The sequence below is a fragment of the Corynebacterium sp. HMSC056F09 genome (assembly GCF_001815785.1).
In the GTDB taxonomy this organism is placed as follows: Bacteria; Actinomycetota; Actinomycetes; order Mycobacteriales; family Mycobacteriaceae; genus Corynebacterium; species Corynebacterium hiratae.
In genome coordinates, this window is sequence record NZ_KV821963.1 from 1 (window position 1) to 19291 (window position 19291).

General features: G+C 59.3%; 19 protein-coding genes, 2 tRNA genes and 1 pseudogene. 15 read left to right on the plus strand and 7 right to left on the minus strand.

Annotation, left to right across the window (positions count from 1 at the left end):
• Positions 1-210, plus strand: a 210-nt coding sequence (locus tag HMPREF3056_RS13630) for a hypothetical protein (protein WP_210401794.1), incomplete at its 5' end; no start/stop codon positions are given.
• A gap of 56 nt (positions 211-266) precedes the next feature.
• On the opposite strand, the gene mgtE is transcribed toward HMPREF3056_RS13630, so the two are convergent.
• From mgtE to HMPREF3056_RS09970, 3 genes are all read right to left on the minus strand, one after another.
• A complete protein-coding gene (gene mgtE, locus HMPREF3056_RS09960; RefSeq protein ID WP_070681949.1) occupies positions 267-1631 on the minus strand; it encodes a magnesium transporter in 1365 nt (454 codons plus the stop codon).
• Between the two features lie 169 nt (positions 1632-1800).
• On the minus strand, positions 1801-3315 hold the full coding sequence (crtI, locus tag HMPREF3056_RS09965) for a phytoene desaturase family protein (RefSeq protein ID WP_070510611.1): 1515 nt from the start codon (positions 3313-3315) through the stop codon (positions 1801-1803).
• Between the two features lie 2 nt (positions 3316-3317).
• Positions 3318-4166 (minus strand): phytoene/squalene synthase family protein, encoded by an 849-nt coding sequence (locus HMPREF3056_RS09970; protein ID WP_070510610.1) that lies wholly within the window; start codon positions 4164-4166, stop codon positions 3318-3320.
• Positions 4167-4259: 93 nt separating this feature from the next.
• Between HMPREF3056_RS09970 and HMPREF3056_RS09975 the strand changes: the two genes are divergently transcribed.
• Together HMPREF3056_RS09975 and HMPREF3056_RS09980 are read left to right on the plus strand one after the other, a co-directional pair.
• The gene (locus tag HMPREF3056_RS09975; protein ID WP_070510608.1) at positions 4260-5000 is read left to right on the plus strand and encodes an ABC transporter ATP-binding protein; all 741 of its coding nucleotides are present in this window, start codon (positions 4260-4262) and stop codon (positions 4998-5000) included.
• 3 nt (positions 5001-5003) lie between these two features.
• On the plus strand, positions 5004-7550 hold the full coding sequence (locus HMPREF3056_RS09980; protein WP_070516127.1) for an ABC transporter permease: 2547 nt from the start codon (positions 5004-5006) through the stop codon (positions 7548-7550).
• A gap of 37 nt (positions 7551-7587) precedes the next feature.
• Here HMPREF3056_RS09980 and HMPREF3056_RS09985 read toward each other — a convergent pair whose 3' ends face one another.
• Together HMPREF3056_RS09985 and HMPREF3056_RS09990 are read right to left on the minus strand one after the other, a co-directional pair.
• The gene (locus HMPREF3056_RS09985) at positions 7588-7947 is read right to left on the minus strand and encodes a fluoride efflux transporter FluC (protein ID WP_070510605.1); all 360 of its coding nucleotides are present in this window, start codon (positions 7945-7947) and stop codon (positions 7588-7590) included.
• Positions 7944-8261 carry a fluoride efflux transporter family protein gene (locus HMPREF3056_RS09990; protein WP_070516125.1) on the minus strand — a complete coding sequence of 106 codons (318 nt, stop codon included), beginning with the start codon at positions 8259-8261 and terminating at the stop codon, positions 7944-7946. The genes HMPREF3056_RS09985 and HMPREF3056_RS09990 overlap by 4 nt, the downstream gene beginning before the upstream one ends.
• Before the next feature lie 83 nt (positions 8262-8344).
• Between HMPREF3056_RS09990 and pgm the strand changes: the two genes are divergently transcribed.
• The 7 genes and pseudogenes from pgm to HMPREF3056_RS10025 all read left to right on the plus strand — a co-directional run bounded on the left by pgm (position 8345) and on the right by HMPREF3056_RS10025 (position 12972).
• Complete coding sequence (gene pgm, locus HMPREF3056_RS09995) at positions 8345-9967, plus strand: phosphoglucomutase (alpha-D-glucose-1,6-bisphosphate-dependent) (protein WP_070754682.1); 1623 nt, start codon at positions 8345-8347, stop codon at positions 9965-9967.
• Positions 9968-9973: 6 nt separating this feature from the next.
• Positions 9974-10435 carry a MauE/DoxX family redox-associated membrane protein gene (locus tag HMPREF3056_RS10000; RefSeq protein ID WP_070754683.1) on the plus strand — a complete coding sequence of 154 codons (462 nt, stop codon included), beginning with the start codon at positions 9974-9976 and terminating at the stop codon, positions 10433-10435.
• A 17-nt stretch (positions 10436-10452) separates the two neighbouring features.
• The gene (locus HMPREF3056_RS10005) at positions 10453-10920 is read left to right on the plus strand and encodes a MauE/DoxX family redox-associated membrane protein (RefSeq protein WP_070516121.1); all 468 of its coding nucleotides are present in this window, start codon (positions 10453-10455) and stop codon (positions 10918-10920) included.
• 57 nt (positions 10921-10977) lie between these two features.
• Positions 10978-11733, plus strand: coding sequence for a DsbA family protein (locus HMPREF3056_RS10010; RefSeq protein ID WP_070754684.1), 756 nt, complete (start codon positions 10978-10980; stop codon positions 11731-11733).
• A 100-nt stretch (positions 11734-11833) separates the two neighbouring features.
• A tRNA-Ala gene (locus HMPREF3056_RS10015) sits at positions 11834-11906 on the plus strand.
• Between the two features lie 22 nt (positions 11907-11928).
• Positions 11929-12001 (plus strand) — tRNA-Ala (locus HMPREF3056_RS10020).
• 175 nt (positions 12002-12176) lie between these two features.
• Positions 12177-12972: pseudogene (locus HMPREF3056_RS10025) on the plus strand (methyltransferase domain-containing protein).
• A gap of 82 nt (positions 12973-13054) precedes the next feature.
• Here the strand turns inward: HMPREF3056_RS10025 and HMPREF3056_RS10030 are convergent.
• A complete protein-coding gene (locus HMPREF3056_RS10030) occupies positions 13055-13339 on the minus strand; it encodes a cupin domain-containing protein (RefSeq protein WP_046647394.1) in 285 nt (94 codons plus the stop codon).
• Between the two features lie 211 nt (positions 13340-13550).
• Here HMPREF3056_RS10030 and HMPREF3056_RS10035 point away from each other — a divergent pair, with 211 nt between their 5' ends.
• The 4 genes from HMPREF3056_RS10035 to HMPREF3056_RS10050 are packed head-to-tail and all read left to right on the plus strand — an operon-like array spanning position 13551 to position 17457.
• Positions 13551-14516, plus strand: a complete 966-nt coding sequence (locus HMPREF3056_RS10035) for an ABC transporter substrate-binding protein (RefSeq protein ID WP_070754685.1) — start codon at positions 13551-13553, stop codon at positions 14514-14516.
• Between the two features lie 6 nt (positions 14517-14522).
• Positions 14523-15572 (plus strand): FecCD family ABC transporter permease, encoded by a 1050-nt coding sequence (locus HMPREF3056_RS10040; protein WP_083306493.1) that lies wholly within the window; start codon positions 14523-14525, stop codon positions 15570-15572.
• 5 nt (positions 15573-15577) lie between these two features.
• On the plus strand, positions 15578-16657 hold the full coding sequence (locus tag HMPREF3056_RS10045; protein ID WP_046647392.1) for a FecCD family ABC transporter permease: 1080 nt from the start codon (positions 15578-15580) through the stop codon (positions 16655-16657).
• Entirely contained in the window at positions 16654-17457 is an 804-nt protein-coding gene (locus HMPREF3056_RS10050) for an ABC transporter ATP-binding protein (protein ID WP_046647391.1), read from the plus strand. The genes HMPREF3056_RS10045 and HMPREF3056_RS10050 overlap by 4 nt, the downstream gene beginning before the upstream one ends.
• Here the strand turns inward: HMPREF3056_RS10050 and HMPREF3056_RS13965 are convergent.
• On the minus strand, positions 17446-17820 hold the full coding sequence (locus HMPREF3056_RS13965; protein ID WP_210401795.1) for an Lrp/AsnC family transcriptional regulator: 375 nt from the start codon (positions 17818-17820) through the stop codon (positions 17446-17448). The two genes, HMPREF3056_RS10050 and HMPREF3056_RS13965, sit on opposite strands and share 12 nt — an antisense overlap.
• 732 nt (positions 17821-18552) lie before the next feature.
• On the opposite strand from HMPREF3056_RS13965, the gene HMPREF3056_RS10065 reads away from it, so the two are divergent.
• Positions 18553-19278, plus strand: a complete 726-nt coding sequence (locus HMPREF3056_RS10065) for a fructosamine kinase family protein (RefSeq protein WP_175973587.1) — start codon at positions 18553-18555, stop codon at positions 19276-19278.
• Positions 19279-19291 lie beyond the last annotated feature (13 nt).

Below are 19291 nucleotides of genomic sequence, written 5' to 3' on the forward strand. Positions count from 1 at the left end.
ACACTGCTACCAAATAGCCGGTCGCAACATTTGTTCGTGAAGGCGGCAATAGAGGTCGCAGCGACACTTTTTGTGGTGGACAGTTGGATGCAGAAATCGATGGTGTTCAGCCCGGTAGAGGAGAGGGGTAACCGTGTAGCAAGTGGCGCAAGCGTCATGCAGGTGTATGCACAGCTTTTCAGCCGCGCGCCGAAGATAGTGCGGCTCTAGTGCGGGCACAGGAATATCGGCGGGCTGCGCGACGGAGCGCGGCAGTTTCTATCGGACTAGATGCCCAACACCGACTTTGCGATGAAGAAGTAGATAATCAAGCCCGTCGCGTCACAAAACGTGGAAATGAACGGGTTAGAAAAGACAGCGGGATCCGCGCCAACCGTCTTTGCCACAATCGGCATGAGGCCGCCAACTGTCGCTGACATTGAGCAGATAAGAAACAGGGTGGAGCCGATCACGATACCGATATCGAGGCCGTAGATCACCGTCGCCAAGACGAGACCAGCCAGTCCCAGTACGGCGCCGAGCAGCATTCCGACGCGCAGCTCGCGCCACATTACAGAAAGGAGGTCGCGCGTTCGGACGTCGCCAAGCGCGAGCGCGCGGGTCACAGTAGTCGCTGCCTGGTTTCCAGTATTACCGCCCGTGCCGGTGAGGAGAGGGATGAACAGCGACAGTACAACCGCCTTGGCTAAGGTGTCCTCGAAGGAATCGAGAACCCGCACGGTCAGCAGAGCTGACACAGCGAGCACGAGCAGCCAGAGAATGCGGGAGCGAACGAGCTTGAGCAACGGCGTCGACAAGTAAGGCTGCTGGAGCGCTTCCGTACCACCGGAACGAGCAGAGTCCTCGCTGTCCGCTTCTTCCATGATGTCCGTGGCATCGTCCCACGTAAGAAGACCGACGAGGCGGTGTGAATCATCCACAATTGGCAGAGCTAGCATATCGAGGGGCAAGAACCACCGCACGGTCTCCTCGGCGTCGGCAGTCGCGTATGCATATACCGGCTCGTTCATGATGTCCTCAATGAGTACACCGCGCTCAGCCGTGAAGAGTTCGCGCAGGCTGACGACGCCGACCAGACGCCGGTCCTTGCGCGTCACCGGAACGGTATAGATGGTCTCCAGTTCATCGGCCGTATCCCGGAGCGTGTACAGGGCATCTTCCATGCTCATTTCCGGGTGAATGTCGGGCACCTCTGGCGACATACGACGCCCGACGGAGCCCTTCGTGTATCCAAGGATCACTCCGGTCACGTCGCGCTGAGTCTGGGTCAGTGAACGGAGGAGGCGATCCGCAATCTCCGCGGGCAGCTCATCCAAGAGCGCCACTCGGTCTTCGGGGTCCAACTCGTCGAAGAACTCGTAGACATCGGCGTTGCCCAGCTCATCAATGATGTCCGCTTGGTGCTTTGCATCGAGTGCGTCGAAGACTGCGATGGACTTTTCCCGCGGCAGCAGGCGGAGGGCTAGCGCAGCGCGGAGAGCATTTTGACGCTCCACAATCGCGATGAGGTCTTGACGGGGAACGCGGGCTAAGAGCTCCTGGAGACGAGGGGCCTTTTTAGGATCGATAGCGTCTTCTTGCTTCAGCCATGCCTCTACGGTCTCGCTGGCCTGCTCAGTAGTTTCTGCCATCGCTTCGCCTTTCCACTCGACGTCAACCTCCTCAGACTACGCTATGCAGCGCTGCACGGCCTTTTCGTGAATTCCATGCCGCGGAGTGGGGACTGAGAACCAAGTTCTGTCACGGGGGTCAGCACTGGGGGAATTCAGCGCGAATTGAGAGTGCACTCGGGCCCAACGTTTAGCGCTGTTCACGCATCCGCGTGAGGACGTTGTGCGCAGAAATAAGGCACATTGGCACTCCCACGCCCGGCACGGTCGTTCCGCCCGCGTAGAACAGGTTCTTCAGTTTTCGCGAGACGTTGCGCCCACGGAAGAACGCGGACTGCTGCAGCGTATGTGCAGGTCCCACCGCTCCACCTGCCCACGCGTTATAGCGCTGCGCAAAATCAGAGGGCCCCACCGTTCGGCGCATGACGATGCGCTCGGCAAAGTCCGGAATGCCAAGCCATGTGCCTAGCTGGTGGATAGCGGCGTCAGCAATCGCGGCGACGCGGGCAGATTCTGTGTCGTTGTAGGCACTTCCGTGGCCAAACGCTTCTTCCGCCGGCACAGGGACGAGCACAAAGAGGTTCTCGCAGCCCTCCGGCGCCACGTCAGGATCCGTCGCGGATGTCTTCGACACGTAGATCGACTCCGAAGCACCGAGCGGGCGCGAGGCCTCCGGGCCGTGGTAGACGGCGCGGAAATCGGGCTCCCAGTCCTTGCTAAACAACAGAGTGTGGTGCTCAAGCTGCGGCAGCTCGCCGCGGACGCCGAGGAACACCAGAACCGTACCCAAACCCGGATCGCGCCGTGCGAAGTAGCTTTCCGGGTAGGTCCGCGCTGACTCTGGCAGTAACGCGGTTTCGGTGTGGCGCAGGTCCGCCGCCGACACCACGGCCTCTGCAGAAATGAAGCGGCCGTCATCCAGCCGCACGCCAGTTGTGCGCCCGTCCGTGCACTCAATTGCCGTCACCGCGGTACCCATGAGGAAGGTTGCACCCTCCGCTTGGCGCGCAATCGCCGCGACCACCGCGGCGAAGCCACCCTGCGGGTAGCGCACACCTTCGACCAGGTCGGTGTGGCTCATCAAGGAATACAGGGCCGGCGCGGCCTGAGGCTCGGTCGACAAAAACACCGCCGGATAGGTCAGGACCTGACGCAGGCGATAGTCCTGAAACTGCGCCGCTACCAGCCTGTCCAGCGAACGCGTCAGCAGCATCGCGAGCGTGCCCAGCCGCGTGAGCACCTCCCGTGTCAGCAGCTCAGTAGGGCGCGAAAACGTGGTGTACAAAAAGCTGCTCAGCGCCACCGCGTAGACGTCGGAGGAGCGCGCCAAATACGCCCGTACGCGCTCACCCGCGCCCGGCTCAATAGACTCGAATAGGTGCGCGACCTCCTCCACGCCGCTCTCCACATCTAGGAACGCGCCGTCCTCGTTGTACACGCGATACGCAGGCGAGAGGGGGACGAGGTCCAGCTCACGCTCGGTGCTCGTCCCACAGGCCCGGAAAAATTCATCAAAAGCCTCCGGCATGAGATACCACGAAGGCCCCGTATCGAAACGGAAGCCGTCGACTTCTAGGACTCCCGCCCGCCCGCCGACGCTACGCTGCTTCTCGACGACGACCACGTCCCAGCCCTCCCGCAGCATCAACGCCGCGGTGGCAAGCCCCGCGATGCCAGCGCCGATGACGACAACCCGCTTGCCCATGTTTATTTCACCGCCGATGCAGCTGCCCGGCTCACGAGGAAGGCCTTACGCGCTGGTGATACCGACACCCTTGTCGTGAGGATCTCGACGGCGGGGGTTGCCTCGAGCTGGTCGGTGAGCTCAGTAAAGAGGGCGGTAGCCGCCGCCACGCCCATGCGGGAGCCGCGCGGCAGCAACTCGATGGCACCCTGCGCTACAGACAGGTCCTCGCGAATATCAGCGATGATGGCAGCCTTTTTCCCTTCGTCCAAGCCGGTGGGATCGGGCAGCGCTGGAAAATATGAGCGGCCGAGGTCTGCGGAGTCCTCGCGCAGATCGCGCAAGAAGTTGATCTTCTGAAACGCCGCGCCCAAGCGCCGCGCGCCTTCCTCGATGCCGGCCGGTCGCGCCTGACCGGCGTAGAAAGCATCCAAACACAAGAGCCCAATGACTTCCGCGGAGCCGGACACGTAGTTCTCGAAGGAGTCGTGTGTGTGCGTGCTCTGGGTCAGATCGCAGCGCATGGAAGCAAAGAACTCTGCGATGTGCTCGTCCTGGAACCCGCAGCGCCGCGCGGAGAGCGCATACGCGTGCACCACGGGGTCGGCGTGAAAACGCTGGGAGGGGGCGGCGCGGACGGTGGCCTCGTAGGCGTCGAGAAGCACGGCGGCGTCCTGGGGAGCAAGCCCCGCGTCGACGATCTCATCGGCCGTGCGCACCATGGCGTATAAGTTACGGATATCCACGCGCACCCTGGGTGAGAGAAGCCGCGTGGCCAGGGAAAAACTGGTGGAGTAGTGGCGCATGACCTGAGCCGCGGCTGCTTCGGCACAACGGTCGTAATGCTCTAGAGCGGAAAGGGATGCGCGCATGGAGCATATTTTAGACCACACGCGTCACATAACTTACCCAGGGCAAGATAGGGTAGTGACGTTACTTTCCCCATCTATAAGGAGAACACGTCCATGACCACCCCAACGACGACTGCCGCGGCACGCGCCGTTGACCTGTTCAAACAATACGGTCAGGGAGATACCGCAGTCACCGCGTTGGACCACGTCGACGTTGAGTTCGCGCGCAATACCTTTACCGCCATCATGGGCCCGTCGGGCTCCGGCAAATCCACCCTCATGCACACTATGGCGGGCCTCGATTCGGCGACGTCCGGCTCGGCTTTCATCGGTGACACCGATATGTCGCAGCTCAGCGATAAAGACATTACCGCCCTGCGCCGCGACCGCCTGGGTTTCATCTTCCAGTCCTTCAACCTGGTGCCCACGTTGACCGCGGCAGAGAACATCACGCTGCCTTCCGATATCGCTGGCAACAAGGTCGATAAGGCGTGGTTTGATGAGGTCACCACGCGCCTTGGCCTGTCCCACCGCTTGAACCACCGCCCGGCCGAGCTCTCCGGCGGCCAGCAGCAGCGCGTGGCGTGTGCGCGCGCCCTGGTTTCCCGTCCTGAGATCATCTTCGGTGATGAGCCCACCGGCAACCTGGATTCGAACTCCTCCGCCGAGGTGCTCGACATTTTGCGTACCGCCGTGGACAAGGATGGGCAGACCGTGGTTATCGTTACGCACGACGCCAAGGCCGCTTCGTACGCTGACCGCGTGGTCTTCCTCGCCGATGGCCGCCTGGTTAATGAGCTCATGAATCCGACCATGGAGTCCATCCACGCCGTGATGGCAGAAATCGAGGGCTAGAGCATGGCCACAAAGAACACCATGCGCACGGTCTCCGTGCGCAATATTCTCGCGCATAAGCTGCGCCTTGCCCTGACCCTGCTGGCGGTGGTGCTGGGTACCGCGTTCATCTCGGGCTCCTTCATGTTCACCAACTCGCTGTCGAATACGTTCGACTCCGCTGTCTCGACAGCATTTACCGGCGTGGATGCGGCCGTGAGCCAGAAGGAAAACGGCCCGAAGCTGGATCAGAAGATGCGCGATGACATCGCCGCCGACCCCGACGTTCGCGCGGTAAACATGCAAAGCAGCCAGACGGTCGTGGTGGCCAACGAAGACGCCGAGGCGTTCCAGACCGGCGGGGGCACGTCCAGCGTGCAGCCCTACTACCCGGAGGATCAATCCGTCGGTGAGCCCGCCACGCTTGTCGACGGCTCCGAGCCCCACGGGACCGGCGAAGTCCTCATCAACGATTCCGCAGCCGAGAAGTTCGGCATTCACGTCGGCGATACCCTCCTCGTCGTGCACCCGGACCAGCGCGATGAGGTGAAGGTCGTGGGCGTCGTCAAGCCTGTGGTGGACCAGGGCCCCAGTCTGACTTTGCTCATGGAGCACGAGGCCTTCGTTGAGCGCTATGGAGACTCTTCCCAGCTGAAGGTCGCTGCGGCCGACGGCGTCGATGCCGATGCGCTCGTGGAGCACCTCAACAACACCTTCGAGGTCGAGGCGGAATCCGGCCAGAAGCTGGCCGATGAGCTGTCGGATCAGATTTCCTCTGCTCTGAAATTCGTCAACTACTTCCTCATCGCCTTTGGCCTCATCGCGCTGCTGGTGGGCACGTTTATCATCGCGAATACCTTCTCCATGATCGTGGCCCAGCGCACCAAGGAGTTCGCGCTGCTGCGCGCGCTCGGCGCATCCCGCGGCCAGATTACGCGCTCGGTGGTGACGGAGGCCTTCATCGTGGGGCTCGTCGGCTCAGCCGTCGGCGTGGTGGCAGGTATGGGTCTCGTCGCGATCATCAAGGCAGTCTTTGAAGCTAAGGACATGCCCATGGGCGGCGGTCTGGGCCTGAGCGTCAGCGCAGTAGTCGTGCCGCTGCTCTTGGGCGCGGTGGTCACCATCGTGTCCGCGTGGGCGCCGGCGCGCCGCGCGGGTGCGGTAAAGCCGGTGGAAGCCATGCGCACAACCGAGTCTGCAGCTGGTTCTTCGCTCCTCGTGCGCAGCGTGCTGGGTGGACTGTTGCTCGTCGCGGGCATTATCTTCGCGGTCCTCGGCGTGCTTATCGACGCCTCCACGGGCATCCGTGCCTCCCTCGTGGGTCTTGGCGCGCTCAACCTGATCCTTGGCTTCTTCCTGGCTGGACCGGCCATCTCCCTGCCCATCGTTCCGGCGATTGGCCGCGTGATTGGTGCGCCCTTTGGTGCGGTGGGCAAGCTAGCCTCGACGAACTCGGCGCGCAACCCGCGCCGTACCGCGGCGACCGCATTCGCTCTCATGCTGGGCGTGGCGCTGGTGACCTCGATCGGAATGCTTGGCGCGACGATGAAAACCTCGGTCGCGGATGCCGTGGAGCAGGACGCCCGCGCGGACTTTCTGCTGTCGGGTCCGACATCGGGCAACTTCCCAACGCCGAATGAGACGGCGCAGCGCGCCCGCGATACCGAGGGCGCCGGGCAGGTCGTGGCGATGAGTACCGCGCCGTTGCAGGTCGATGGTCAGGCCTCCATGAACTACAGCCCGGAGATGGCGATCAGCCAGGTGGTTGACGGCAACGCCGATGACGTCCTTAACCTCACCCTGGTGGAAGGATCGCTGAAGACGGGCGAGGAGCCGGGCTTCATCGCCGAAGCCGATCTAGCTGCAGAGCAGGGCTGGGAGGTCGGCCAGAGTTATGAGCTGGCGGGCCCGGATCCGTCTCGTACCACGCAGGTGAAGCTCCTCGGCACGTATGAGCCCTTCCAGATGCTCCCGCGCTTAGCTGTCTCCGCCTCCGCGGCAACAGAGGTCGTCGACCCGGCTAGCCTCAACGTCATGTTGGTCTACGTGAACGCGGAGGAAGGCTATGACAAGGAAAAGCTGCGCGCCAACCTGGAGGAGTCCGTCAAGGACCTCGTCGTGGTGCAGGTGCGCACCGGCGAGGAATTCGCAGGCGAGGCCGCCGGCATGATTGACCAGATGCTCACAATCCTCTACGCGCTGCTGGCGTTGGCTGTGGTCATCGCGATCCTGGGCATTGTCAATACCCTCACCTTGGGCGTGATTGAACGACGCCAGGAGATTGGTATGCTGCGCGCGGTGGGCACCCAGCGCCGCCAGATTCGCACGATGATCACCGTGGAGTCGGTACAGATTGCGCTCTTCGGCGCTCTCATGGGCATCCTCATGGGGCTGGGGATGGGGTGGTCATTCATTTCCGTGCTTGCGGACGAAGGCCTCGACTCCACGACGGTGCCGTGGATGATGCTCGTCGTCATGCTCGTCGGCTCCGGCATCGTCGGTGTGCTGGCCGCCCTGTGGCCGGCCCACCGCGCGGCAAAGACCCCGCCGTTGGACGCCATCGCCGACTAACACTTCGCGCGCTTAGACGCGGAGTGCGGTGAGAAGGCTAGGCCAAAAGCGAGCCGACCCACGCCCCGCGCCACGCCAGGACGATGCCCAGGCCCACCGTCCAGAAGAGATACCGCGCCAAGCGCCACCAGCGCTTGGCCTTAATCATGTCACCGAGCTCTTTGGCCAACGTGGACCATGTCGATAGCCCGCCCGCCACGCCGGCCGCGAGCAAGGGGAGGAAGAACTCGGCGGTGTGCGCGTGCGTGGCGTAGCCATAGGCCACGCCGGCCACCGCAGAGCCGATGAGGTTCGCGGCGAAGGTACACGTGGGGGAGGGCAGGATGCGGGTTAACAGGTAGCGCCCGCAACCGCCCACAAAACCGCCGGCGAGCACAGCCAAGATGGAGAGCATCATGCGCGCCTCCGAGCCTGGAGACGGTCACCGACCAGGTACGCCACGGTGCAGCCCAGGACCGTTGCCAGGACATATGCCCCCGCCTGCGCCGGCCCGAAACCTGAAGTGAGATACGCAAACGCGGCAAAGCTGGTAAAGCCGCCTAAGAAACCCGTGCCCCAAAACGCGGGCGGTTTGGCATAGCCCATCACAGCGCTGCCAACAACGTTGATGAGCAACAGCGGCAGCGCGCCGCCCCCGAGAAGCGAAGAAAGGCCAAAGCGGGCCAGCGCCCCGAGCGCGGTCCCGCAGCCCACAAGAAGGATCTGTGGCATAGGCACCATCCTAGTTGGGATGCGAAAACGTCGTGAAGCAGGCAAGCTTAAGGTACATCCACATCCCCAAGGAGGAAACCACCATGGCACACGAGCGCGCCGGCCAACTAGCCCAGCCTTCGGATCTCATCGATATCGCGGAGTTGGTCACCGCGTATTACTCCCGCACCCCCGACGCCGATAACCCTGACCAGCAGGTTTCCTTCGGCACCTCTGGACACCGCGGCTCAGCCTTGGACACCGCCTTCAATGAGGCCCACATCCTGGCCATCACCCAGGCCATCGTGGACTACCGCGCCGAGCAGGGCACCACGGGCGCCATCTTCATCGGCCGTGATACCCACGCCCTGTCCGAACCCGCCATGGTCTCCGCCCTCGAGGTCCTCCTTGCCAATGAACTGGAGGTTCGGGTGGATGACCGCGGCCGCTACACCCCGACCCCGGCCGTCTCCCACGCCATCCTGACCAACCCGGGCACCGACGGCATCGTGATTACCCCCTCCCACAACCCGCCGCGCGATGGTGGATTCAAGTACAACCCGCCAACGGGCGGTCCGGCGGATACCGATGCCACCGACTGGATTGCAGCAAAAGCCAACGACTACCTGCGCGCCGGGCTCGACGGGGTGAAGCGCGTACCGGTTGACGGCGTGCTCGATGCGCGCTGCGTCAAGCACAATTACCTCGACTCTTATGTGTCCGATTTGGCCAACGTCGTGGACATGGCGGCTATCAAGGACGCCGGCGTGCGCATCGGCGCGGACCCGATGGGCGGCGCCTCGGTGGACTACTGGGCGGCCATCGCTGAGCACTACGAGCTGAACATGACCGTGGTGAACCCCGACGTCGACGGCACCTTCCGCTTCATGACGCTGGATACCGACGGCAAGATCCGCATGGACTGCTCCTCCCCGGACGCCATGGCTTCGTTGGTGGATAACCGTTCCAAGTACGACCTGGCCACGGGCAACGACGCCGACGCGGACCGCCACGGCATTGTTACGCCGGACGCTGGGCTGATGAACCCGAACCACTACCTGGCTGTGGCCATCGAGTACCTGTTTAGCCACCGCCCCCAGTGGGGAAATGCGGGCGTGGGTAAGACCTTGGTGTCCTCTTCCATGATCGACCGCGTCGTGGCCAGCCTGGGCCGGGAGCTCGTGGAGGTGCCGGTGGGCTTCAAGTGGTTTGTGCCGGGGCTTGTCGACGGCTCCCTCGGCTTCGGCGGCGAAGAATCCGCCGGTGCTTCCTTCCTGCGCTTCGACGGTACGGTGTGGTCCACCGACAAGGACGGCATCATCTTGGACTTGCTGGCCGCGGAGATCCTGGCGGTGACGGGCAAGACCCCGTCGCAGCGCTACGCGGAGCTGGCGGAGGAATATGGTGCGCCGGCCTATGCGCGCACCGACGCCCCAGCTACCCGTGAACAGAAGGCCATCCTGAAGAAGCTCTCCCCGGAGCAGGTGACGGCTACGGAGCTGGCGGGCGAGGAGATCGTCGCCAAGCTCACCGAGGCACCGGGCAACGGCGCGGCGATCGGCGGCCTCAAGGTGACGACGGAGAACGCGTGGTTTGCCGCGCGCCCGTCCGGCACGGAGGATAAGTACAAGATTTACGCTGAGAGCTTCCGTGGCGAAGAACACCTCAAGCAGGTGCAGGAAGAAGCACAGGCGCTGGTGTCACAGGTTCTCGGAGGTCTAGGCTAATGGTTTATGACAGCCTTACGATCCCTATCGGTGCCTGACCTCATCAGCGCGCTCGCACGCTATGGAATGGCTGCCGTGTGGATTATCGCCGGCATACAGAAACTGGATGCCCGGATGGAGATGACCCAGGCCATCGAGGCCTATGGCATCTTTACCCCGGAGTGGTCCGGATACTTGGCCTACCTCATCGGGCCCCTAGAACTCATGGGTGGGGTGCTGCTGTTGTTGGGGCTGTTCTTGCGGGAGGCGTCGTCAGTCGCTGCGATGGTTGTGGTGCTGTTCATGGTGGGCATCACGCAGGCGTGGGCGCGGGGGCTCGTCATTGATTGCGGGTGTTTTGGCTACGACCCCGCCGACATAAGCCAGGGCATGAACTACGCACTGACGCTGCTTCGCGACGCTTTCTTCCTCGCCCTCACTGTCTGGACCATCCGGCGCCCCTACCGCCGCTATGCCCTTCACCCGTAGATTGTTAGGCTAACTCCGTGACCAAAACCAAGATCAGTGCACCTCTCGTGCTCGACATCATTAGTGCATTCGCGCGATTCTATATGGCCTATGTGTGGATCAAGGCGGGGGCGTCGAAGCTGACGGATCAGCTCGCGGTGTCGCAAAGCATCAAGGCATATGAAATCTTTACCCCTGAGTGGTCGCACTACTTGTCCTACCTGATTGGCCCGCTGGAGATCTGTGGCGGCCTGCTGCTATTGCTGGGGCTGTTTTTGCGACCATCGGCGTGGGTTGGGCAAATAGTTCTGGTGCTGTTCATGATCGGCATCGCGCAGGCGTGGGCGCGGGGACTCGGAATTGATTGCGGTTGCTTCTCCGTGAGCCCTGATGAAGACGCGCAAGTGATGAATTACATGATGACACTTCTGCGAGATGTCTTCTATTCTGTCTTAATGGTGTGGACGATCAAGCGTCCTTTCACCAAGTTTGCATTGCACCCTTAACAGTGGTGTGTAGGCTTTCATCTGTTCGAACTTAAGTCATAAAGGCAAGGTTGTTTAATGAGTACAGTCAAAGACCCCAACTCCAAAGGCAATAGTGGATTCGTCTGGGGCCTCGCTGTTCTGCTGGTTATTATTGCCGTGGTCATCGGATACATCGTCTATCAAGGGCGAGGTGCACAGACCGATGCGCTGGGGGACTACGCCGCCGAGGACGTCTCCATGGAGATTTCCTACGCGGACAATGCGGTAACCCTCAAGTCCGCGGATGCAGCAAAGGACGCAACCGAAGTAGACCTGTACGAGGACTACTCCTGCCCGCACTGTGGTGACCTGGCGAAGGAAACCGACGAGCAGATGAAGGATGCGATTGATGCGGGCGAGCTCGTCGTGCACGTGCGCACCCTCAACTTCCTTGACGGCAGCCCGAACGGCTTGGAGAGCATCAAGTCCAACACGGGCCACTCCTCCAAGGCGGCAGCTGCGATGGAGCAGGTAGCAAAGACCGGTGATGCCAAGCTCTACTGGAACCTGCGTAAGTACCTCATGGAGAATCAGTCCAAGGTGTACAACAAGTGGGAGATGGAAGACTTCGCTGCTGCCGCGAAGGAACTGGGCGCAGATGATGCCACGGTAAAGGCCATTGAAGAAGCCCCGGTTGGTGAAGGAAACCCACTGGTGACCTCGAACTACGAAAAGCTGGAGAGCGAAACCGGAAGCGTGTCCTCGCCGCGCATCATCAAGGACGGCAAGGACATTCCAGAAGACGAGAACACGTCCATCATGGAGTGGGTTGGCCTCGTCCTAGACAAGTAGCCATTGAGAAAATAACGCGCCCCAACTCGCGATTTGGTGAGTGAATGGGGAGCGGATATATTGATACGAGTTGCAATCGTGAAGGTTGTACCTCGTATGAGGGGCTATGGCGCAGTTGGTAGCGCACCACACTGGCAGTGTGGGGGTCACGGGTTCGAATCCCGTTAGCTCCACTTCATAATTCAATACAGCTTTGGGGCTATGGCGCAGTTGGTAGCGCACCACACTGGCAGTGTGGGGGTCACGGGTTCGAATCCCGTTAGCTCCACTTTATACCCTCTTTCCACTGGTCAGAAGGTTTTATTTTTGTCTGGGGAATTCTTTGTTGACGTCTAGTTATGACTGTGTTTAAAGCCAGGTGAAATCCAAGGTTGAGTGCCGGGGACGTGGTCGACGAAATGGTAAAACCGGACTGATTCATTGGGGAGGGCAATCAGGTCCTCATGAGTGAACAAATGATCGGCACATCACGTGCGGATGAATCCATGCAAGGCCACTGGCTTTTGGCCAAATTGGGAAAGTGAGTCCTTTGCCTCGGTGGGCGCAGACTAACAGATGAATTGCTCGAACTATCCGGAATTCCGAACGTTGATGTAGTTGAACCAGCGCCTAGTCTTGGGCGCACGCCGGGTAGGATTCTTGAGCTCACGCCTTCGAGTTATACAGGTGCGGATAGTGATCCGGATGCTGTGGCTGCAGTGCGCCGCGTCTTTGGCCTGCGTGCAAAGCTAATTGAGGCCGACGCCGCTGAAACTGGACTGGCCGATGAGTCGGCTGACCTTGTGATTGGGAAGCGATGCTCACCATGCAGGGTGAGAAGGCTAAGAATGCAATCGTTGCAGAGGCTGCGCGCATCCTACGTCCGGGTGGGCGGTACGCCATTCACGAACTGGGGCTAGTTCCTGAAGAACTAGCAGATGGGGTGAAGGATGAAATCCGTCAAAGCCTTGCGCGCGCAATTAGGGTGAACGCGTGTCCGCTGACCTTGGGCGAATGGACGGCAGTGTTTGAGGCTAATGGCTTTTTAAAGCCGCCAAGGTTGAGACCGCGCCGATGGCTTTGCTGCAGCCGCGTCGAATTCTTTCCGATGAAGGATTCTTAGGCACGCTGTGCTTTGTGAAGAACCTTCGGAATAACTCCGATGCCCGCAAGCGGGTGCTGCAGATGCGAAAAACCTTCAACACGCACAGCGAGCACCTCAACGCCGTGGCAATCGTGGCAACGAAGCCAGAGCGTTAGGAAGCTGGAACGCTATCTAGGCGCGATTGCGCACTACGGTCGGCAGGATTGCTGAGTCTTCCAAGGAGAGCAGTCCATGACGCTACTGAGGCACCACAGCATGCTCATCGGCGCTCAACTCTAGTGAATCGTCGTCTGCGGTAAGCCGAACTTTTCCGCTCAATACGTGCAAGAGTGCCTCGCCAGGGTTCTCGTGCTTAGACAATTCCTTGCCGTCTTTCAGGACAAGCAAGACCTGTAAAAGGGAACCACCAGGCACTGCGCGGAACACGTGGGTTGCACGCCCGCTTTCTGTCCCAGCCGCCTTATTTAGCAGTTCTTCAGCCAGCGCTTTTAGATTAACGCTGACGCTTGGTGTCTCAGCCATTTTCGAAATCTCTTCCAAATGTTAAAGGGGATTGAACTGCGCTAAGCGATGCCAGGTGTAAATGGTTGACCGTCTAATGCCGAGTCTATATCTTTGGTATATCAATCCTTACAATGAATAGTCCTACCTATTGAAAGTTAGGCAACCCTACTCAAGTGGTGTATATTTGCCATGGTTAATTGATCCCTATTCCCAGCAAAGGAAATAACAAGTGAAAAAGACGGCATTGATGGCTTTAAGTGCTGCTGCAGCCCTCGTTCTTGCGGCGTGCTCCACCTCGGGGGAAGAAGCCTCGGGGGAAGATGCAGCGGCTGGCGACGGTGAGCAGCTGACTCTGTCCCACCCCAGTATTGAGGGGTTAAACATCGACTTCGAAAACCAGCCAGAAACCATCGTTATGGACTGCTACGCCTATAGCTCTCTGCACGAGTACGGCATTGAGCCGGATGCGTTGTTTGGTTTTGAGTGTGACAACCCAGCGTTGATGGGTGATGCTGACATCGAAGGTATTGAGACCATCGGCCAAGATGCTGAGATCGATCTGGAAAAGCTGGCTGAACTGCGCCCGGATGCCATCATCGGCAACGGTAACGCGAAGGGTTGGTCTTGGTTCGATGAAGACGTCAACGCTCAGTTGCAGCGCGTTGCGCCTTTCGTGCCGCTGCCATCGGAAGGCTCTATTGATCAAAGGATTGCGGATACCCGCGAGATTGCAGAGTTCTTCGGTGCAGACGTAGAAGCTGACAACATCGTGGCGGCAGATGGAGACTTCGCAGCGGCCAAGGAAGCGTTCACCGCAGCAGTAGACGGCAAGGATTACAACTTCCTGCTGACCAGCCCAACCAAGGAAATGCTCTATACCGGCGTGGGCTTCGCGCAGGCGGACATGCTGGAAGAACTTGGCGCAAACATCGCAGGCCCAGACGCACCAGCGGAAGGAAACCAGTGGGGTCGAGTGGCGTGGGAAGATGCTTCGACCTACCCTGCTGATGTCATCTTGGTAGAAAACTATGACCCAGAGGCGCCATTTACTGCGGAGCTGTGGGACAACCTTCCAGCTGTCCAGGCAGACCAGGTATCCACGTGGTCTTCCAAGGGTGCGTTGACCAGCCGTAACTATGCCGATTGGCTGCAGGATCTTGCAGACAAGGTAGAGACCTACGACAAGGTGAGCTAGTCTTTTATGCCAGCAAGTTCCACCACCTCCACAGCCCCGAAGGCTGTGGAAAGGCCAGTTGCTCCGGCCAACCGGCTCATTGGTTTCATTATCATTGCGGTCTTATGTGCCGGTGCGCTGGTGTTGAGCATGATGGTGGGCTCACGCAGCATTCCACCGTCGGATGTTTTTCATTATCTGATTAACCCGGATCCGGCGGATCCGGTATCGCAGGTGGTCTGGCAGTCTCGCGTTCCACGTACTTTCCTGGTGTTGGTTGCCGGTAGTGCGTTGGGGGTCGCGGGTGGTTTGATGCAGGCTGTGACCAGAAACCCAATGACGGACCCGGGGATTTTGGGCGTTAATGCGGGTGCTTCTCTCATGGTGGTTGTTGGCCTGGCATTTTTTGGGGTTACAGATATCTCCCAGTACATGTGGTGGTCTTTTGCTGGTGCGATTGTGACCTCGGCGGTGGTCTTCGCCATTGGCAACAGTGGTCCATTGCGTGGCAGTCCGGTGCGCATGACCTTGTCCGGTGTGGCATTGGGGGCGGTGCTGGGCGGTTTTGCATCCGCGGTGTTGCTGACCAATTCAGAAGTTTTGGAACGCATGCGTGGCTGGTCAGCGGGCACCACAGCATCGCAGCCTCTCGATGCCACCTTGTCCATCACCCCATTTATCTTGGTAGGCTTGCTTATTGCGCTGGCCAGCACTCGCGCATTGGATGTGCTTTCACTGGGTGAAGCGGCATCGGTTGCTATGGGCGCGCACCCGCAAAGAACCAGGCTGGTGGTATTGGTAGCAATTGCACTGCTAGCCGGTGGCGCTACTGCGGCGGCGGGGCCCATCGGATTTATTGGGCTGTTGGCACCACATCTATCCCGCATGATCGTGGGCCCACATCAAGGGTGGATTATGGCCTATTCAATCGTCTTGGCCCCAGCGGTTTTGGGCGTGAGTGATGTTATAGGTCGCGTGATTACTGCTGGGGAAGTGCCCGTGGGAGTAGTAACTGCATTCGTTGGCGCACCGCTGTTGATTTACATGGTGCGTAAGTACCGCATTCCGGAGGTTTAAGCGCGATGGTTCACACAACGAATCCGGATACGAAGCAAGAGCTTGAATTCGGGCGAAAGATTTTCCGCATCGGTCCCAAAGAACGCCCGGTGATGCTTATCGGGGTGCGCACAGCTGTCGTCACAGGTGGACTCTTATTGGCGACTGCGCTGATTGCGGTGTACTCCTTGGTTGATGGTTCTGCATCCATCACCGTTGGTGAAGCGTTCCAGGCGTTGACCGGCAACGGTGATTCCTACACCAACATGATTGTGGTGGAATGGCGCGCACCGCGCACGCTTCTGGCAATCCTGCTGGGCGCAACACTGGCCATGAGTGGAGCTATCTTTCAAAACCTCACCGCGAATCCATTGGGCTCACCGGATGTGATTGGTTTTCAGACCGGTTCCTACACTGGCGCGCTCATCGTCATGTTGATTCTCGGCGGTGGCACCACCGCTACGTTGTTGGGGGCTCTCACTGGAGGTATCGCTACCGCGATGGTGGTGTTCTTCCTTGCCTCCAAGCGCGGATTCGCTGGTGGCGTGCGTCTTATCATCGTTGGCATTGCTGTCAGCGCCATGCTGGCCTCGGTCAACGTGTGGATTTTGCTCACTGCCACGGTGGAAGATGCCATCATGGCGAGTTTGTGGGGCGCGGGAAATCTCTCCGGCACCTCCTGGAATTCGCTGCTGCTGGCATTTTGTGGTTCTGCCGTGTTCATCCTGATGGCAGCACTGCTGGCGCGCCCGATGCGTTTGATGCAGATTGGTATTCCTTTCGCGGTTGCGCTGGGGCAAAACGTCCGCAGGGTGCAACTATTGGCAGTTGTTGCCGGCATCGGATTAACGGCGCTGGCAACTGCCACCGCCGGGCCGATTTCCTTCATCGCGCTGGCCTCGCCCCAGATTGCCCGTCGCCTGGTACACGTTGATGGCCTGGCGCTGGCCCCCACCGCAGCCGTGGGGTCTTTCCTGTTAATACTCGCCGATACGGTTGCCCAAAGAATTGACCCTGAATCCCCGCTCCCAGTAGGTATTGTCACCGTATCCATCGGTGGCGTGTACTTCCTGTGGTTGCTCATGAGAGAAGGCCGACGCAAATGACACGACTTCTAGTAGAAAACGCCCAGCTTGGATACGGCGACAAAGTTATCTGCCCAGGCGTGGATCTTCAGATTCCAGATGGCCAGTTCACGGTCATCGTTGGCCCCAATGCCTGCGGCAAGTCCACTTTGCTCAAGAGCTTGACCCGTTTGATTGCGCCGCAAGAGGGGAAGATTCTTTTAGACGGGCAGTCTTTGCACAAAAAGCCCACCAAAGAAGTAGCGCGTGAAGTGGGTCTTCTGCCGCAAGGCCCGGTTGCCCCGGACGGCATTCGCGTCATCGATCTGGTCTCACGAGGACGCTACCCGCACCAGAGTTTGTTCAAGCCTTGGTCGCCCGAGGATGAGCAGGCGGTGAAAGAGGCCATGGAGGCAACCGGAATTAGGGAGCTTTCAGGCAGGCTTGTCGATGAACTCTCGGGCGGTCAACGCCAACGCGTCTGGATGGCGGTGGCGTTGGCGCAGCAGACGCCAATCTTGCTTCTCGATGAACCTACCACATTCTTAGACGTCAGCTACCAGATTGAGTTGCTGGAACTTTGCCGCATGCTCAACCGGAAACGGGACTACACACTGGTCGCCGTATTGCATGACTTGAACCAGGCAGCGCGCTACGCCGATCACATCATCGCCATGAAAGACGGCGAAGTTGTAGCCACCGGCGATCCTGCAACCGTTATTACTGAAGAGCTCGTGCGCACCGTATTTGGTGTGGATTCTAAGATCATCGCTGACCCAGAGTCTGGAGCACCGTTGATGATCCCAACGTGGAGCCACCAAGTATCAAATTCAAACAGATAATTCTGACGTTAATTTTACCTGTTCCATGTGCACCTCAGTTTTCGCGTTGTGGACGCAATCGATGCGGGTGAGATGGTCGATCTGAAATTGACGATAAGCGGTGAGATCGGCCGCCACTATTCGCAGCATGACATCGCATTCACCAGCCATGAGGTGGCATTCCACGGCTTCTGGAAGTGGCTGACTCTCTTGAATGAATCGCTCAACAGTCTCAAGGTCCTGGCTGGTGAGCCAAACTCTGGCATAGGCGGTAAATCCTTTGCCGACCTTTGTGGGAATAAACAGGGCAACGTAACCCCGAATAATTCCAGCGTTCTCCAGTGCATGGACTCGTCGGATACAAGTGGAAGGGGACAGGTGCACGGCATCCGCGAGTTCATTGACGATTCAATCCAAGCGGAAGTCCACGCTTGAAGACCTGGTGAAACGCCTATTTGATCAAGGGCAGCTTAATCGAGTGTGTGAAGCGTCCTGGGTTTAGTTCCTCAGCTAAGGAAGGATTGAACTATGCCTAGAAGGTATTCCGTTGAGTTCAAGGAGAAGGCTGTCATCCGGCGGCGATGGAATTGCCTAGTGCTCTCTTTTGTAATGCTGTCGCTCTCGTTTAGCCAAAGGTCTATTAGCTGTTCCACGGTTGTGCTGTTTGTCAGCTCTAGCTTCTCTTTTTCAGCGGGGGAGATCCATTTAATCCCCGATGCCTCTGCCTTATCGATGTCTGCCTTATTGCGGTTCAACCAACTTTCGGCGTCCTTCTTTTCTTTTAAGGTGATCGGTGCTCTGTGCAAAATGCCTTGGTGTTTGAAACTGGCACGCCACCTATTTTTTCCGCGTTGCTCAATTCGCCCCCACGAACGATGGGGCTTATACTTCGGGCCTTTTTCTTTTCGTTTTCGTTCTGCATATTGGGGAACCTTCGGGGAACTCTAGCGCCGTTTTGTGTCATATAATGATGTTAGAAATTACCTAAAATAAATGCAGGTTAAATAGGCATAATGCCAGCTAGGCAAGGGGTAATATTTAGAAACCGATGGAATCCCGTTAGCTCCACCAGTGGCCGTCTCTGTTATGGAGCCGGCCTTTTCCTATGCTGGGAACATGGATGTTTTCACCAAGACCGTGTCCCGTCCTGATCAAGCTGGTGCCGAGGCTGCTGGGTTGAGATGGCTGGCGCAGGCGCATGGCGACGTCGTCGTGGACGTCGCCGAAGTAACCCCCACATCTATTAGCACTCGGCGGGTTGAGCAGTCGCGACCGAGTGCCCTCGCTGCCCGCGCTTTTGGTGCTGCGCTCCGTACGGTCCATGAAGCAGGAGCGCCCGCTTTCGGCGCGCCGCCGGCGGGCTGGGAGGGCGCGAATTTCATTGGACGCGTGGAACAACGCTGCGAACCATGCGAATCCTGGGGCGAGTTCTACGCCGAGCAGCGGGTGTCGCCTTTTATAGGAGGACTGCCTCAAGAGCTACAGGGGATAGTTCGACAAGCATGCGAGGCTATAAAAGCCGTTGAGTGGGACGTGAAACCGGCGCGAATTCATGGCGACCTGTGGGCAGGAAACGTATTGTTTACTGCCTCGTCGGCCGTGATGATCGACCCAGCCGCACACGGCGGACACCCGTGGACGGATTTGGCCATGCTGGAGCTATTTGGCACGCCGTACTATGGCGAGATACTGCGTGGTTATGGGGTGGGGGAGGAGTATCACCAGTGGGTGCCGGTGCATCAACTACACCCGCTGGCGGTTCATTCGATGACGCATGGTCCCGCGTATTATGTACCGCTCGAGCGGGCCGCACGTGCCACGCTCGAAGCGTTGGGCGGATAGTCTTCCTTGTGAG